The organism is Thermoanaerobacterium calidifontis, assembly GCF_055381745.1.
In genome coordinates, this window is the sequence record NZ_AP042436.1 from 630,722 (window position 1) to 648,638 (window position 17,917).

Below are 17,917 nucleotides of genomic sequence, written 5' to 3' on the forward strand. Positions count from 1 at the left end.
AATGGAGGTAATTTTATGGGGAAATATAAACCAATAAGCGGGAAATATCCACATTTTCTCCATGGAGGTGATTATAATCCAGATCAATGGTTATATTATCCTAAAATTTTAGATGAAGACATAAGATTGATGAAATTAGCTAATTGGAATGTGGTAAGTCTAGGCATATTTGCTTGGGCCGCTTTAGAACCAGAAGAAGGAAATTATCAATTTAAATGGTTGGACAGTATAATGGACAAGTTGTATGACAATGGAATATATGTCATACTTGCAACACCTAGTGCTGCACCTCCTGCATGGCTTCTTGAAAAGTATCCAGAAGTAGCGAGGGTTGATTCAAATAGAATAAGACATCTTTTTGGAGGGAGGCAGAACCATTGTTTTACATCTCCAATATACAGAGAAAAAGTGAGAAATATCAATAGAAAACTTGCAGAGAGATATAAGGACCATCCAGCTTTGATTGCTTGGCATGTATCAAATGAATACGGAAATGATTGTCATTGCAATTTATGTCAAGAAGCATTCAGAAATTGGCTTAAGAAAAAATACGATAATGATATAAAAAAATTAAATCATGAATGGTGGAGCTACTTTTGGAGCCATACATTTACAGATTGGTCACAGATACAAACGCCATCACCAATTGGCGAAACAACTATACATGGATTAAACTTGGATTACAAGAGATTTGTAACAGATCAGACTATAGATTTTATTGAAAATGAGATTGCACCTTTAAAAGAGCTAACACCAAATATCCCTGTAACAACTAATTTTATGGGGACTTTTCCGGGACTTAACTATTGGAAATTTGCAAAACATCTTGATGTCATATCATGGGACAGTTATCCAACTTGGCATGGAAATGAAGAAGATTGGGTAGTTGCATATAAAACAGCATTTGTTCATGACATAAATCGCTCCCTTAAAAGTGGGCAGCCATTCATGCTGATGGAAAGCACACCAAGTGTTACAAATTGGCAGCCTGTCTCAAAATTAAAAAGACCAGGAATGCATGTTTTATCATCAATACAGGCAGTTGCCCATGGAGCAGATACTGTTCAGTATTTTCAATGGAGAAAAAGCAGGGGAGGATTTGAAAAATTTCATGGTGCAGTAGTAAATCACTGTGGACATGAGAACACAAGAGTATTTAAAGATGTTAAAGAAGTGGGAGAAATACTAAAAAAGTTAGATCCGATTATAGGTACAACTGTAGAACCAGAGGTGGCTATAATTTACGATTGGGAGAATAACTGGGCGATAGAAGATGCAAAAGGCCCAAGGCAAGAAAAAAAAGATTACCTTTTGACGTGTCAATCACATTATAGGCCATTTTGGAGTAAAGGTGTTCCGGTAGATGTGATCGACATGGAAAGCGATTTTAATAGATACAAGCTGTTGATAGCTCCAATGCTTTACATGATAAAAGAAGGTGTAACTGAAAAAATAAAACAATTCGTAAAAAGTGGTGGAACTTTTGTAACGACGTATTTAAGTGGCATAGCAAACGAAAATGATCTTTGTTATCTAGGTGGTTTTCCAGGACCGCTAAAAGAGGTATTGGGGATTTGGAGCGAAGAAATAGATGCATTGCACGATAAAGATGAAAATTATGTAGTTTTTAATGAAACTAATGAATTAGGTATTAAAGGTGAATATAAGGCGAAAGAGCTTTGCGAAATTATTCATCTTGAAGGAGCAAGAGATTTAGCCAAGTATAAAGGAGACTTTTATGCAGGTTATCCTGCTGTGACAGTTAATAATTATGGCAATGGAAAGGCATATTATATAGCATTTAGAAATAATGATGATTTTGTGGATGATTTCTATGACAAAATAATAGAACTTTTAAATATAAAAAGAACGATAGATATTGATTTGCCAATGGGAGTTACTGCTCAATTACGAACAGATGGAAATAGAGAATTTATATTCTTGTTAAACTTCACATATGAAGAAAAGAAATTAGATCTAAAAGACATTGAATATATAGATATAGTAGATAATAGCATGTTAGACGGAAAAGTTATGTTGCCGCCTTATGGATTTAAGATTATAGAAAATAGAAAACAAGGGGTTGATAGATAATGAAATTTACAGATGGAAATTGGCTTGTTAGAGAAGAATACAAGATTTATGGAGCCACTGAAGTAAATGATTATGAGATTAGTGATAATAGTGTAATTTTATATGTACCTACGTTTCATGTAAACAGTAGAGGAGATACATTAGGCGGTCCTCTTCTGACTGTAGAAATAAGTTCGCCTATGGAAGATGTGATTAGTGTTAAATTATATCATTTTAAAGGTAAAGCAAATAAGAGCCCTAAATTTGAGATAAACAGAAAAGATGACATAGAAGTAGGTATCAAACAAGATGATAGTCATATTACTTTTACAAGCGGAAATCTTACGGCTAAGATAAAAACTAAAGGAGATTGGTCAATTGACTTTTTTATAGGCGATAGACGAATTACTGGTACAGGTTTTAAAAACATGGCATATATAACATCGCAAAATGGAAAAAATTATTTAAGAGAGCAATTAGACTTGGGTGTTGATGAATATATATATGGCTTAGGAGAGAGGTTTACGCCTTTTATTAAAAATGGTCAACAGGTAGATATATGGAATAGGGATGGTGGTACCAGCAGTGAGCAAGCGTATAAAAATATACCACTTTATGTAACAAACAAAGGATATGGTGTTTTTGTAAATGATACTGGACTCGTATCATACGAGATAGCTTCTGAGAGAGTTTCAAAAGTGCAGTTTAGTGTAATGGATGAAGAGATGGAATATTTTATAATCGGCGGAGGAACCATAAAAAACGTACTTATAAATTATACTTCTCTAACAGGTAAGCCATCATTGCCTCCTGCGTGGTCATTTGGATTGTGGCTTACAACATCATTTTTAACAAATTATGATGAGAAGACGGTTAGCTTTTTTATAGATGAAATGCTAAGGAGGGACATACCACTTAGTGTATTTCACTTTGATTGTTTTTGGATGAAGGAATTTCAGTGGTGTGATTTTGAATGGGACTCAAGATACTTTCCTGATCCTGAAAATATGTTAAAGAGGTTAAAGGAAAAGGGTGTTAAGATATCTGTTTGGATAAATCCATATATAGCTCAAAAGTCGAAACTATTTGCTGAAGCAGCAAAAAACAGCTATCTCCTGAAAAAGGCAAATGGGGATGTATGGCAATGGGATCTATGGCAGCCTGGAATGGGAATAGTTGATTTCACAAATCCTTATGCGTGCCAATGGTTTTCATCAAAATTAGAAAAACTTGTTGACATGGGCGTAGATTGCTTTAAGACAGACTTTGGTGAGAGAATCCCAACAGATGTTGTTTACTATGATGGCTCTGATCCTGAAAAAATGCACAACTATTATACATTTTTATACAACAAAGTAGTTTATAATACACTTGCTAAAAAATTTGGGAAAGATAAAGCGATTGTTTTTGCAAGGTCAGCTACAGTAGGTAGTCAACAGTTCCCAGTTCATTGGGGTGGAGACTGCAATGCTACATATGAATCAATGGCAGAAACCTTACGTGGTGGTTTGTCATTAAGCATGTCTGGATTTGCTTTTTGGAGTCATGATATAGCAGGATTTGAAAGTACAGCCACGCCAGATATATATAAAAGATGGACGGCTTTTGGACTTTTGTCATCACATAGTAGACTTCACGGTAATGCAGCATATAAAGTGCCATGGGTATACGATGAAGAAGCAGTTGATGTATTAAGGCATTTTACAAGATTGAAAAACAAATTGATGCCTTACCTTTATTCAAAAGCTTATGAAGCATCAATTACTGGCATACCAATAATGAGGACAATGGTTATGGAATTTCAAGATGATCCAACTTGTGCGTACATTGATAGACAATATATGCTTGGAGATTCTCTATTAGTTGCTCCAATATTTAACGAAGAAGGAATTGCAAAATACTATTTGCCAAATGGGAAATGGACTAATTATTTAAATGGCGTGGTCATAGATGGTCAACAATGGATTCAAGAGAAACATGGCTACATGAGCATACCTCTTATGGTTAGACCAAATACGATTATCGCAACAGGAAATATTGACAGTAGACCTGACTATGATTATTTGGACAATGTAACTTTTGAGATATTCCAGTTAGAAGATGGTTTAGAGACATCTACAATAGTTTATGGAATGAACGGAGAAGATAAAGTGACCGTAATTGCTAAAAAAGAAAGAAATTCAATTGAAGTGAATGTAGATGGTGCCCAAAAACCTTGGACTATATTGCTGAGAGGAATTTATAATGTAAATGAAGTAGTAGGCGATTCATATGATAATTGTGAGTTTGGCGTAAGGATAATACCTGAGAAAGATAGTTCAAAAATAAATATCATATTGTTATGAAATATTATCAATAAACAAAAGGTTTCCATTAATAAACTTATAATGTGGAAACCTTTTATTTTATTTTCATAAAAAATTTTTAAAATCAAAGAAGGAATTTTAAAAATGACGTCGAATATAATATATTAAGATGTACGTACAATAATAAAATCACATACAATTTATAAGCACGTAAAAAGAATTGCCTTAAAATGACTGATAATCTAAGGGAATATGTTAGCATAAAAATTTTTTTAAAAAAATTTTAAAATAGAAGGAGGAATTTTAAAAAACATGTAGAATATATATTAATATGAGATGTACGTATAAATCAAAATCATAATGTCAAATGTATAGATAAGTATTGCGGTTATTCGATAAAAGTAAACTTTATATTAAAGGAGCATTTATATGTTAGCCAAAATCGTTATCAATGCGGATAATAAAAAAGGCAAGATCAGTAAAAATATTTACGGCCATTTTGCAGAGCATTTAGGAAGATGTATTTATGGTGGATTTTGGGTTGGAAAAGATTCAGAGATACCCAATATAGATGGAATCAGAAAAGACGTCGTTGAAGCATTAAAGAAGATTAAAATACCTGTGTTGAGATGGCCTGGTGGATGTTTTGCGGATGAATACCATTGGAAAGATGGCATAGGACCTTACGAATCAAGACCAAAGATGATCAATGTACATTGGGGCGGTGTAATCGAAAACAATCATTTTGGTACACATGAGTTTTTTGAATTATGCGATCTTTTGAATGCAGAGCCATATATTTGCGGTAATGTAGGCAGTGGTACAGTCCAAGAGATGAGAGAATGGATAGAATACATGACATTTGATGGAGAGTCGCCAATGGCAAATTTGAGAGCTTCAAATGGTAGAAAAGAACCGTGGAAGCTTAAATACTTCGGTGTTGGCAATGAAAGCTGGGGCTGCGGTGGTAATATGCGTCCAGAATATTATGCTGATGTATATAGAAGATATTCCACATATGTAAGGAATTTTGGCAGCAATAAGATATTTAAGATTGCTTGTGGACCCAATACAAACGATTATAATTGGACAGAAGTGTTGATGAGAGAAGCTGGAAAGTTTATGGATGGTCTTAGCTTGCATTACTATACAGTACCAGGCACATGGGAAAGAAAAGGATCAGCTACTAATTTTGACGAAGAAGAATGGTTTATCACCATGAAGAAAGCGTTGTACATGGATGAATTAATAACAAAACACTCTACGATAATGGATAAATATGATTTTGAAAAAAGTGTTGCGTTAGTTGTAGATGAATGGGGCACATGGTACGATGTAGAGCCTGGTACAAACCCTGGGTTCTTGTATCAACAAAATACAATGAGAGATGCTCTAGTTGCAGGCATTCACTTTAACATATTTAATAAGCATTGCGATAGAGTCAAAATGGCTAATATAGCACAGACCGTAAATGTTTTACAAGCCGTTATTCTTACAGATGGGCCTCAAATGGTACTCACACCGACATATCATGTATTTGACATGTATAAGGTTCATCAAGATGCAGAATTATTAGATTTTAATATTGATACACCTGAATATATGGTAGATTCAGAAGAAAGCATACCTCAAGTGACAGCAACTGTTTCTACTGATGATAGTGGGAAAATTCATATTTCTCTGTGCAATCTAAGTCCTAAAGAATCAATAACAGTGGAGTGTGAACTTAGAGGAGCAAATGTAAACAAAGTAACAGGGACAATATTAACTGCTGATGAAATGAATGCACATAATACTTTTGACAATCCTAATAAAGTTGTACCCAAAGAATTTGACGGTATTAAAATTGCTGAAAATAAGATAGTCGTAACAATGCCTAAGATGGCGATTGTAGGGGTAGAAATTGATGGGTAATGGAAAATTTGAAATTGAAATATTGTAAAAGCTATAAAAACATAAGCGATGAAAATCCATACAAAGTAAAATTTTTGAGGATATTAACATAAATTTACGTTAAAAACTAAAAACATAAAGTTAAATTAATTTAATCTGATAAAGACAAAAATAATATTAAAAACTTGTTGATGCTGATATATGTAGGGTTTAATGCTTAATAATGTTATCAAGATACTAATTTGACATAGAAAGCATGGAATCCTACATATCAGATAAAAATTTACGGTGATCAGAAAAAAGCATATCTTAAAAATAGCCTAAATCAAAGCTATTGAGATGTGCACAAGTCTAAAACTTATTAAAAAGAGAGGTGATTGTTTTAAAAAAAATTTTAAGATATTAAATTTATTTTGTTAGGAGGGGAAATGATGAAAGGGAAAAAATTATTTATTTTAATTCTGACGATTGTAATGGTTATCTCAGCTCTTTTGACAGGCTGCAGTAACACAAAAACAACCAGCAATAATACAAGCAAAAACACATCTAGCAATAATACTAAAGAAAAGAAGACATTCACACTTTTCTACGATACATCAACAGCTACGCCATATGACTATACAAAAACACCTGTCTGGAAAAAGCTTTCTGATTTAACAGGTGTTAATTTACAAGTAAGTTATCTTGTTGGTACAGATGAAACATCAAAAGCGACACTTATGATAAGTGGTGGCGATTTGCCTGATTTAATTGTGGCAAGTAATAACACATTTGAACTTTTTAGAGAAGCTAATGATCTAGTGCCTCTTGATGATTTGATCGACAAATACGGAACAAACATTAAAAGATGGTATTCTCAAGAAGATTTAAACAAGATGAGAGACCCAAAAGATGGACATATTTATTATTTGACACCGGCAAGAAAAGCACAATACCTATATCCATATTCTGGTTTCTATCTTCCATTAGAGGTTTTAAGAGATGCTGGATGGCCTAAGAAATTAACGCTTGATCAGTATTTTAATATAATCGAAGATTATGTTAAAAAGCATCCGACATATAATGGACAGCCAGTAATAGGATTTACTGCTCTTACTGACAGTTGGAAGATATTTACGTTAACTGGTGTTCCGAGTTACTTAGCTGGAAATGCAAATACAGGCGATGTATGGGTTGATGAAAACAATAAAGCACATCCATTTGCAATAAGCCAATGGGCACATGATTACTACAAGAAGTTGAACGAAGAATGGAACAAAGGCATACTTGACAAGCAGATGTTTACTAGAAATTATGATTCATATCTATCTTTGATTTCATCAGGAAGAGTTTTAGGATTTTACGATCAACGTTGGGATATCCAAAATGCAATTAATTCACTCGAACAGCAAAAACTTTATGACAGAGTACCTTTTGCTTTGCCTGTTACCTTCGATGGTGTTACAAAAGAAGACTATAATAGCATGAATATGACAGGAAATAGTGCAGGCATTGTTATAACAAAGAGCTGCAAAGATCCTGTTGCTGCATTCAAATTCTTAGATGCTATGTGCAGCGATGAAGCTTTGAAGCTTGAAAACTGGGGCATCGAAGGCAAAGATTATTCAGTAAAAGACGGAAAGATGTACATGACACCAGACCAATTAACTCAATATAAAGATAGCAATTATACTAAACAAGAAGGAATCGGACAATATTGGTATTTCCCACATCCAAATGACGGTGAAAAACTTGCAGATGGAAATTTTGCATCACCGCAAGATACTCCAGAATATATAGCAAGTTCATACAAACCATACGAACAAGAAGTATTAAAAGCATATAATATAACCAATTTGTCGCAAATGATGGCACCACCAATTGAAACACCTTATGGCTTTGTATACGATATAAGCATACCGGATAGTGAACAGCAGATTAAGATTGCAAACCAAAAAGCATCTGACCTTACAAGAAAATATGTAGCACAAATGATACCAGCAAAACCAGATCAGTTTGAAAGCATTTGGAAAGAGTACGTTTCTGAAATGCAGAAAGCCAATTACGATCTTGAAGTGCCATATATCCAGAAGCAAATTGATTGGAGAATACAGCATTGGGGCGCGAAATAATAAATCAATATAATTAAAATAATTAAAAAATCTTGTAATGAAGTACGATTTTCGTACTTCATTACGCTTAAAATATTATTTGGAGGATTGAACATGGCTGTTACAGATGCTAGAGTAGAAGTTTTATCAGAAGAAAAGATGGTAAATGATAAAAAAGACAAGAGAAAGAAGTTTTTTAGAAAATTAGCTCAGCAAAAGGAACTGGTATTGATTGTAATACCGTTTCTTGTATTGCTGATTATATTTAGCTATGTGCCGTTGTGGGGATGGATAATAGCATTTAAAAATTTTAATCCAGCTGTTGGAATAAACCAATCTCCTTGGGTCGGACTTGAAAATTTCAAAATGTTGTTTGAAGATCCAACTTTTTATCAATCAATACGAAATACGTTAGGAATTAGTATTTTAAAATATTTTCTTGGATTTTTTTCTTCAATAACATTGGCGATTCTGATAAATGAAGTTAGAAATGTGAAATTCAAAAAGACGGTGCAAACTATATCATATTTGCCTCATTTCGTTTCATGGGTTGTTGCAGCAAGTATCGTCCTTGATGTCTTATCACCAGATGGAGTTATAAATCAACTACTTCTAAAATTTCACATTATAAAGCAGTCTATAAACTTTATAGGAGTTCCACATCTTTTCTGGCCCTTGATGGCGCTTTCAGATATGTGGAAAGAAGTTGGATGGAATTCAATAATTTACCTGGCGGCAATGACTGCCATAGACAGTGAGTTATATGAGGCGGCAAGTATAGATGGAGCAGGCAGAATAAGAAGGATTTTCTCCATAACATTACCATCAATAGTGCCAACCATAAAAATACTTTTAATATTAAATGCAGGATGGATATTAAACGCAGGATTTGAACAAGTATTTCTATTATCAAATCCGATGGTTATAGACTACTCACAGACATTGGAATTGTATGTATACAATTATGGTATACCAATGGGGAGATTTTCATTTGCGACAGCAGCCGGTATATTTAACTCAGTTGTTTCTTTAGCAATGGTTACATTAGCAAATAGAATATCGAAGGCACTTAGTGGTGAAAGTGCATTTTAATCTAATTTACAAAATTTCAGGAGGTTATAAAGTGGCTAGAAATAATAGAATAAGGTTGAGTACAGAAGACATTGTATTTGACACAATCAATTACATTATTCTCACGATTGTAATAATAGTCACCCTGTATCCATTTGTACATGTATTAGCAGTTTCATTTAACGATGCTATAGATACAGTGAGAGGTGGAATTTATCTGTTTCCAAGGAAATTTACGACTTTTAATTACGTTTCAATTTTAAATGATTCTGAGATTTACAATGCAACGATAATCTCTGCATTAAGAGCTATCATAGGTTCTGTTTTAAATGTTATTGCAAGCATAATAGTCGCATATGCCATAAGCAGAAGGGATTTTGTTTTAAGAGGAATCGTTTCGAAAATTTTTACTTATTCAATGTATTTTACAAGTGGCTTAATTCCATATTACTTGTTGATCAGAGACTTACATCTTATGAACAATTTTTGGGTTTACATCTTGCCAGGGATAGTAAGTGCATGGAATATAATGGTTGTAAGAAGCTATATTGATGGTTTACCAGCTAGTCTTGTAGAATCAGCGAAATTAGATGGTGCAAGCGAACTAAGAATAATATTTTCTATCATATTTCCACTTAGTGTACCAGTATTAGCGACGATAACGCTTTTTGTTGCAGTTGGACAATGGAATTCATGGTTTGATACAATGCTTTTTTGTTCAATGAATCCAAATTTAAGCACATTACAGTATGAATTGCAGAAAGTTTTGCAGTCGACTCAGCAGTTTACACAGCAAGCATCATTTGATATGGGACTAAGAAACAATTCCAATACAGTTACCCCAGAAAGCATAAGAGCAGCTATGACGATAGTAGCGGTTGTTCCAATTATGATGGTTTATCCATTCTTGCAGAAGTATTTTGTGAAGGGTTTAACTATTGGCAGTGTTAAGGGTTAATATGTTTTTGATTTATATAAATCCTGAAAGGGTGAAAAAATGTTATGGCCAAATTTGATGATTTATCTAATCTGTTAAAAAAATTTGTAGATGATGGACTTCCAGGATGTGGTTGTGCAATTGCAAAGGATGGAAAAATTTTGTATGAAGGATATTTTGGGTATTCTGATTTAGATAAGAAAACACATATAACTGAAGACAGTGTTTTCCGTATTTTTTCTATGACTAAGGTAATAATCTGTACTGCTGCTTTGATACTTTTTGAAAGAGGAAAGTTCTTATTACATGAGCCAATTTACGAATATTTTCCAGAGTACAAAGATACTAAGGTATTTGTTACAGATTCTAATGGGAATGTGCATGTGGAGAGAGCAAAGAATCCTATGTTAATCAAGCATGCTTTTACTATGGCGGTAGGAATGCCGTATCCATTTTTAGATGATTCACCGACGGCAAATGAAATGAGAAGAATAAAAAAAGAGTTAAGCGAGAAGTATGGGAAATATGATATTGTAACAGAAGTTAAAGCGATGGGTTCAGTCCCAATTGCTTTCGAGCCAGGTACTCATTGGCTATATGGATATGGACATGATATAATTGCGGGGTTAATTCAAGTAATATCTGGGAAATCTGTAGGAAAGTTTTTATATGATGAGATATTTGGTCCCTTGGGTATGGATAGTACAGGATACCGTTTCCACGATGACATTGAAGAAAGAATGGTTTCTTGCTATAAGAAGAATGAAGATGGAACATTAGAGAAGGCTTCGGGGATATTTGATGAGTATCATCAGCCTGATGCTATTTATGAATCTGGAGGTGCGGGTCTTTATTCTACAGTAAGGGACTATTTAAAGTTTTCACAAATGCTTGCAAATGATGGATGCTACAATGGACAAAGGATCATCGGTAGAAAAACTATAGATTTGATGAGGGCAAACCAGTTAAATGAACGACAGCTAAAAGACTTTAATTTTAATAATCCTTATTTGGCTGGATATGGATATGGTTTGGGAGTTAGAACTTTAATGAATCCTGCTGAAGGCAATTCTAATGGTTCAATTGGAGAATTTGGGTGGACTGGAGCACTTGGGACTTATGTCACAATCGATCCAAGCGAAAGATTTTCAATGGTTTATATGCATCAAATGATTCCTAATATGGAAGTGTACCATCATTTACGTGTAAGAGCAGTTGCAAATGGTTGCTTGGTATAATGTGACGGAATATATTGAAACAATAGAGATGTTTACCAACTGAAAAATGGAAAAACGCATAGGACGGAAGGATAAAAATTTAATTTTGTTAGAAGCGTGATGATATTGAGAAGATTGTGGTACAGAAATCCTGCAAGGGATTGGAATGAGGCAATTCCTATTGGTAATGGGCGCTTGGGTGCCATGGTTTTCGGAACAATTGAAAAAGAACACTTTCAATTGAATGAGGATAGCATTTGGTATGGGGAACCTATTGATAGGAATAATCCTGATGCCATTAAATATTTACCTAAGATAAGGGAATTGATATTTAGTGGTAAGATTTCTGAGGCAGAAAAGTTGGCAAAGCTTGCACTTTCTGGTACACCCGAAAGCCAGCGCCCATATCAAACTATGGGGGATCTTTATCTTTACTTTACCCATCCAGACGAAGAAGTAAAAGAATATGTACGAGAACTCGATTTGCAGAATGCTGTTGCAAAAGTACGATATACTTTAGGTTCTGCAAATTATATTCGCGAATACTTTGCTAGTGCAGTCGATCAAGTTATAGTTGTGAGAATCACATCGGATACGCATGGCGGTATCTCATTTACCGCATGTTTGCGCAGAGGTAGGTATCTCGATGCAGTTGGGCGATTGTCTTCAGATACTATTTTTATGGATGTAAGTTGCGGTGGTGGTAAAGCTGTTCGCTTTCGTACATTGGTTCGTGCAGTGGCTGAAGGAGGTACTACTTATACAATAGGGGAGAATCTTATTGTTGAAAAAGCAGATGCTGTTACGATATTTATTGCTTGTGCAACATCATTTAGACATGAAGATTATCAAGTGATGTGTTTGCAGCAATTGGCGAATGCGTCCCAGAAACCATATGCTGAATTGTTAGAAAATCATATAAAGGACTACTCATCATTTTTTAATAGGGTAGAGCTAAAACTTTGCTGCACGGAACAAGAGTGTGAATTTGATAAGATTCCTATCGACGAGCGTCTGGAACGGTTAAAAGCTGGTTTCGAAGATTTGGGGTTGATCAGTATTTACTTTCAATTTGGACGTTATCTGCTTCTCTCTTGTAGCAGGCCAGGGACATTGCCTGCAAATTTGCAAGGCATTTGGTGCAAGGACATGACGCCGCCGTGGGATAGCAAGTATACGATTAATATTAACACACAGATGAATTATTGGCCTGCCGAGGTATGCAACCTGGCCGAATGCCATTTGCCGTTATTTGACCATATTGAACGTATGAGAGTATCAGGACGAAAGACCGCCAGAGAGATGTATGGTTGTCGAGGGTTTACTGCTCACCATAATACCGACATCTGGGCTGACACCGCGCCGCAGGATATCTTTGTTCCTGCGACATATTGGCCAATAGGAGCAGCCTGGCTCTGTTTGCATCTGTGGGATCATTATGAGTTTAGTCAGGATGTTGAATTCCTGCAAAAAGTTTATCCCACAATGAAAGAAGCTGCGGAGTTTTTTGTTGATTTCCTCGTGGAAGATTCGAAGGGCATACTTGTTACATGCCCTTCAGTGTCGCCTGAAAATACTTATATCCTTCCAACCGGAGAAAAAGGATCTCTCTGTGCTGGTCCTTCAATGGACAGCCAAATTTTGCAACTTCTTTTTGCTTGCTGTATTAAAGCAGCTAATATTCTGGGTATTTCAGATGAATTTACCGATACCATTAGGACAATGTTGAGAAAACTTCCAGCACTACAGATCGGAAAATTCGGCCAGATTATGGAATGGTTAGAGGATTACGAGGAAGCTGAGCCAGGGCATCGACATATTTCACATTTGTTTGCATTATATCCTGGTAATCTTATTACAAATACGACTACACCTGAACTTGCTCAAGCGGCAAAGGTTACATTAGAGAGGCGGCTTGCCCATGGCAGCGGGTATACCGGCTGGAGCAGGGCGTGGATTATTAATCTGTGGGCGAGGTTGGATGATGGTCAAAAGGCGTATGAAAATTTACTTGAGCTATTGAAAAGTTCTACATTACCTAACCTTTTCTGCAATCACCCTCCATTCCAGATTGATGGGAATTTCGGAGGTACAGCTGGGATTGCCGAGATGCTATTGCAAAGTCATGCGGGATGGATAAGCCTTCTTCCTGCATTACCATCGGCGTGGTCAGATGGGTATGTAAAAGGTTTACGTGCTCGAGGAGGAATAGAGGTGGACATTGAATGGGAGCAAGGGAAGCTTACTAAGGCACGATTGAAGGCGTCTTGTTCGGGAAAATATACCATACGGTATAGAAATTTAAAAACATTAGTTGATATTGAAGCTAATAGTTTTGTTGTCATTGATGATCAGCTTCATGAAATTTATTGAAGAAGAATGTTGCTTTTAGAAATGATTAGAAAATATTTTACAAATAAATTGATGGAAAGAATTCTTTAAATACTAATTGCTAGTTTACTTATTATATCAACAAATATGGCTTTGCAAAGTTAGAGAACTAAAAGGTAAATATTAGTTACTAAATGTTGGTGGGATAAAAAAATTATTATAATACATTGCTTATGGCTTTTGATGTGAACTCAAACCTATTATATGTGCTTTATATCATATAGCGGAGTATTTTGAAAAATAGGAAATATAGAAATAAAGAAAGGGTGTTCTTAAGCATGAAAAAATTTATTGTTGATTTAAATAGTGATAAAATTGACTTTCCACATTATTTTGAAGAGTGTGTTGGAAGTTGCCATGCGGCAACAGCACTTAGAGAGGATTGGAGAATTCAATTAAGAAAAGTTAAAGAAGAGTTGGGATTTAAATATGTGAGGTTTCACGGATTATTAAATGATGATATGAGTGTATGCTCAAAAGAAGATGGTAAGTATATTTATTCATTTTTTAATATAGATTCAATATTTGATTTTCTTTTAAGTATTGATATGAAGCCATTAGTTGAATTGAGCTTTATGCCTGAAGCATTGGCATCTGGTGAAGAAACAGTTTTTCATTATAAAGGCAATATAACACCCCCCAAAGATTACAAGGAATGGGGAAATTTAATAGAAGCACTGGCTAGACATCTTGTAGACAGATATGGCATTGAAGAAGTTGAAAAATGGTATTTTGAAGTTTGGAACGAACCTAATCTTAAAATGTTTTGGTCCGGTACGAAGGAAGAATACTTTAAGTTGTATAAGACAACTGCACATGCTATTAAAAAAGTTTACAAGAATTTGAAGGTAGGTGGACCGGCCACAGCCTGTGATGAATGGATACCAGACTTAATTAATTTTTGCAGTACCGAAAATGTTCCATTAGATTTTATATCCACACATCATTATCCAACCGATGAACCTTTAGGACATGGTCTTAATATGGAAGAGGCATTGGCTAAAGCTCCTCGTGGGATTACTAAAATAAGGGCTGAAAAAGCCAGAAAAGAAGCTGGAGATTATCCTTTGTTTTATACTGAGTGGAATAGTTCTCCAAGTTGCAGAGATATTTATCACGATGAGCCTTTTGCAGCTGCCTTTGTAGTTAAGTCAATATTTGATAATGTTGGGCTTGTAGATATATATTCTTTTTGGACATTTTCAGACATCTTTGAAGAATTGCCTCAATCTTCAATGCCTTATCATGGTGGATTTGGCCTTTTAAACATTTATGGCATACCAAAACCGACATATAGGGCTTTTGAACTTTTACATCGAACGGGAAATAAATTGCTTACTGTAAATCAAGAAAAAGATTCTCTTGTTGAGCTTTCTGCTGTAATTGATGATAAAAAGCTTATGTTATTTATATATAACCATAATATGCCATTAAATCCTATAGAAGATGTGGAGGTTAGTATAGAAATCAGAGGTTTGGATAGATGGAAGTGCGCATATGCAGAAAGGATAGATGAAGATCATGCAAATCCAAAGAAAGAGTGGATTAAAATGGGTTCACTTGAGTATCTAGATCAGGATATGATTAAAAAACTTATTAATAAGTCGAAGTTGGAAAAAGAATGCGTGGGAATTTCTAACGAAGGAGACAAAAAAATTATAAAACTTTTTCAGCCTAAACATGGTGTTACTGCAATTACTATTGAGTTTTAAAATAAATCTTGAGTTTATTGAAAATTTCATATAATTTATGATAAAAGTTACTATTTTTTAAAGAATAATTTATTTGCTGCAAGTAAGAAAACTAGACGGACAAAAATGCAAAAATAAGTTGGAATATAGTTATGAATAAAAGAAGAAATTTTACACCAGAACAAAGAGCATAAATTGTATTATAGGTATAGAGAAGAAAAAACGTTTAATGAAATCGCTGCTGAATATGAAATAAGTAGTAGTTACTTCAGCAATAGGAAGACCAGACAAACAATCAATAATAATGTGATTTTTATATCCTCAATAAAACTCATAATTTTTATTAGAAGAATCATTAGAAACAGTATGAACACAAAGTTTACAATCCTTTTAGTAATATCAAAGCCGCATAGATGAGCAATAATAAGATTATTACTAAGATAATCAATGAGATCAGAGATTTCGCCGAATTTTTCAGCTTTTATAACAATGATGGCTCTAAAGAGAGCGTGACGAGAATAATCCGTAGGACCAAATTTAGAAGGCGGGAATTCAGGAATAGAAGATAGATCAAGATTACTAAATAAAGAAGTATAAAAATCAATTTTAAGCTTAGAAGTAAAAGGGTCAATAATGTTCAAAACTTGTTGAAGCTGGTACATATAGGGTTTCCTCCTTTAATGTTTAATGATGTTAATAATACAGTAGTTCGACATAAAAGTAATGAAATCCCACATATCAGATAAAAATTTTTAGGGTGATAAGAAAAAAGCATATCTTAAAAATAGCTTAAATCAAGGCTTTTGAGATATGCACAAGTCTATATATTAATTCAATAAAAGCGGGGGAAAGCCTTTGAAAATATAATGCGAAACATCAATATTTTAGAGTTTTTTGGGGTTTGGCAATAGTCTAAAAAAATATAGGGGGTATTAAAAATTAATGATAAAGTTGCTATGACACCGCCAATGGGCTGGAATAGTTGGGATTGTTATGGCGCAAGTGTTACAGAAGATGAGGTAAAAGGGAATGCTGAATATATGGCAAATCATATGAAAGAATGTGGATGGGAGTATGTTGTCGTTGACATACAATGGTATGAGCCAGGAGCAAAGAATTCAATTTATAGACCTTTTGTTCCATTACAAATGGATGAATATTCGCGTTTAATTCCTGCTCCCAACAGATTTCCTAGTTCAAAAAATGGGAAAGGTTTTAAACCATTAGCAGACTATATTCATGATCTTGGACTAAAGTTTGGCATACATATAATGAGAGGTATTCCAAGACAAGCTGTTCATGCTAATACACCGATATATGGGACAGAAGTAAAAGCAAGGGAAATTGCACATATGAATTCTATTTGTTCATGGAATACAGATATGTATGGAGTTGATCCTACTAAGGAAGGTGCACAACAATATTATGACTCTCTTTTTAAATTGTATGCTGATTGGGGAGTAGATTATGTTAAAGTTGATGATATAGCTTATTCAGATATAGGGTATGAGCAATATCATAGTGGAGAAGTAGAACTAATTCGAAATGCTATAGATAAATGTGGTAGAGAAATGGTATTAAGTTTATCACCAGGTCCAGCGTTATTAGAATATGCTGATCATTTAAAGCAGTATGCTAATATGTGGAGAATATCAGGAGACTTTTGGGATAGATGGGATGATTTGTATAATACATTTGAAAGATGTAACCAATGGAGCAAATATGTGGGACCAGGACATTGGCCAGATGCTGATATGTTGCCAATAGGGCATATAGGCATTAGATCATGTGAGCATGGCTTAGGTGATCGATGGACTCGCTTTACAAAAGATGAACAAATGACATTAATGACATTATGGTGTATATTCCGTTCTCCACTTATGGTTGGCTGTGAGTTGAGAGATAACGATGAATGGACTCTTTCTATATTAACTAATGAAGAAGTACTTAGGGCACTTAAACATTCTCATTCAGGACGTCAAGTTTTGCGTTATGGACAATATATTGTATGGTCAGCATTGGATGAAGATGGTAGTTATTATCTTGCAATTTTTAATATTGGACCAATTATAAGCAATTTAGTTTTCCAATTAAATAAAGCAGATATTCCATCAGGTGATTACTTAGTTAGAGATTTATGGAGGCATCAGGTTATTGGAATAGTAAATCAAAACATGAATTTAGAAATTCCATCCCATGGAGTGAGACTTCTTAAGCTTATAAAGAAATAAATTAAAAATGATTATTT

At 34.4% G+C, this 17,917-nt stretch carries 11 protein-coding genes; 10 read left to right on the forward strand and 1 reads right to left on the reverse strand.

Annotated features, from left to right (window positions below):
* Positions 1 to 15: 15 nt before the first annotated feature.
* The 9 genes from ACZ42G_RS03250 to ACZ42G_RS03290 all read left to right on the forward strand — a co-directional run bounded on the left by ACZ42G_RS03250 (position 16) and on the right by ACZ42G_RS03290 (position 15,690).
* Entirely contained in the window at positions 16 to 2,094 is a 2,079-nt protein-coding gene (locus tag ACZ42G_RS03250; protein ID WP_464851382.1) for a beta-galactosidase, read from the forward strand.
* Positions 2,094 to 4,418, forward strand: a complete 2,325-nt coding sequence (gene yicI / locus ACZ42G_RS03255; protein ID WP_464851383.1) for an alpha-xylosidase — start codon at positions 2,094 to 2,096, stop codon at positions 4,416 to 4,418. The genes ACZ42G_RS03250 and yicI overlap by 1 nt, the downstream gene beginning before the upstream one ends.
* A 390-nt stretch (positions 4,419 to 4,808) precedes the next feature.
* Positions 4,809 to 6,293: an alpha-N-arabinofuranosidase gene (locus ACZ42G_RS03260; RefSeq protein ID WP_464851384.1), complete on the forward strand. Its 1,485-nt coding sequence runs from the start codon at positions 4,809 to 4,811 to the stop codon at positions 6,291 to 6,293.
* 410 nt (positions 6,294 to 6,703) lie between these two features.
* Positions 6,704 to 8,383, forward strand: coding sequence for an ABC transporter substrate-binding protein (locus ACZ42G_RS03265; protein ID WP_464851385.1), 1,680 nt, complete (start codon positions 6,704 to 6,706; stop codon positions 8,381 to 8,383).
* A gap of 93 nt (positions 8,384 to 8,476) precedes the next feature.
* Entirely contained in the window at positions 8,477 to 9,454 is a 978-nt protein-coding gene (locus ACZ42G_RS03270) for an ABC transporter permease (protein ID WP_143588989.1), read from the forward strand.
* Between the two features lie 31 nt (positions 9,455 to 9,485).
* The gene (locus ACZ42G_RS03275) at positions 9,486 to 10,391 is read left to right on the forward strand and encodes a carbohydrate ABC transporter permease (protein WP_085113010.1); all 906 of its coding nucleotides are present in this window, start codon (positions 9,486 to 9,488) and stop codon (positions 10,389 to 10,391) included.
* A gap of 44 nt (positions 10,392 to 10,435) precedes the next feature.
* Positions 10,436 to 11,608 (forward strand): serine hydrolase domain-containing protein, encoded by a 1,173-nt coding sequence (locus ACZ42G_RS03280; protein ID WP_274892349.1) that lies wholly within the window; start codon positions 10,436 to 10,438, stop codon positions 11,606 to 11,608.
* Between the two features lie 114 nt (positions 11,609 to 11,722).
* Entirely contained in the window at positions 11,723 to 13,960 is a 2,238-nt protein-coding gene (locus ACZ42G_RS03285; protein WP_464851386.1) for a glycoside hydrolase family 95 protein, read from the forward strand.
* Between the two features lie 296 nt (positions 13,961 to 14,256).
* Positions 14,257 to 15,690, forward strand: coding sequence for a GH39 family glycosyl hydrolase (locus tag ACZ42G_RS03290; RefSeq protein ID WP_274892351.1), 1,434 nt, complete (start codon positions 14,257 to 14,259; stop codon positions 15,688 to 15,690).
* A gap of 242 nt (positions 15,691 to 15,932) precedes the next feature.
* On the opposite strand, the gene ACZ42G_RS03295 is transcribed toward ACZ42G_RS03290, so the two are convergent.
* Positions 15,933 to 16,331: a transposase gene (locus ACZ42G_RS03295; RefSeq protein WP_274892352.1), complete on the reverse strand. Its 399-nt coding sequence runs from the start codon at positions 16,329 to 16,331 to the stop codon at positions 15,933 to 15,935.
* 294 nt (positions 16,332 to 16,625) lie between these two features.
* On the opposite strand from ACZ42G_RS03295, the gene ACZ42G_RS03300 reads away from it, so the two are divergent.
* Positions 16,626 to 17,900, forward strand: coding sequence for a glycoside hydrolase family 27 protein (locus ACZ42G_RS03300; protein ID WP_274892353.1), 1,275 nt, complete (start codon positions 16,626 to 16,628; stop codon positions 17,898 to 17,900).
* Positions 17,901 to 17,917 lie beyond the last annotated feature (17 nt).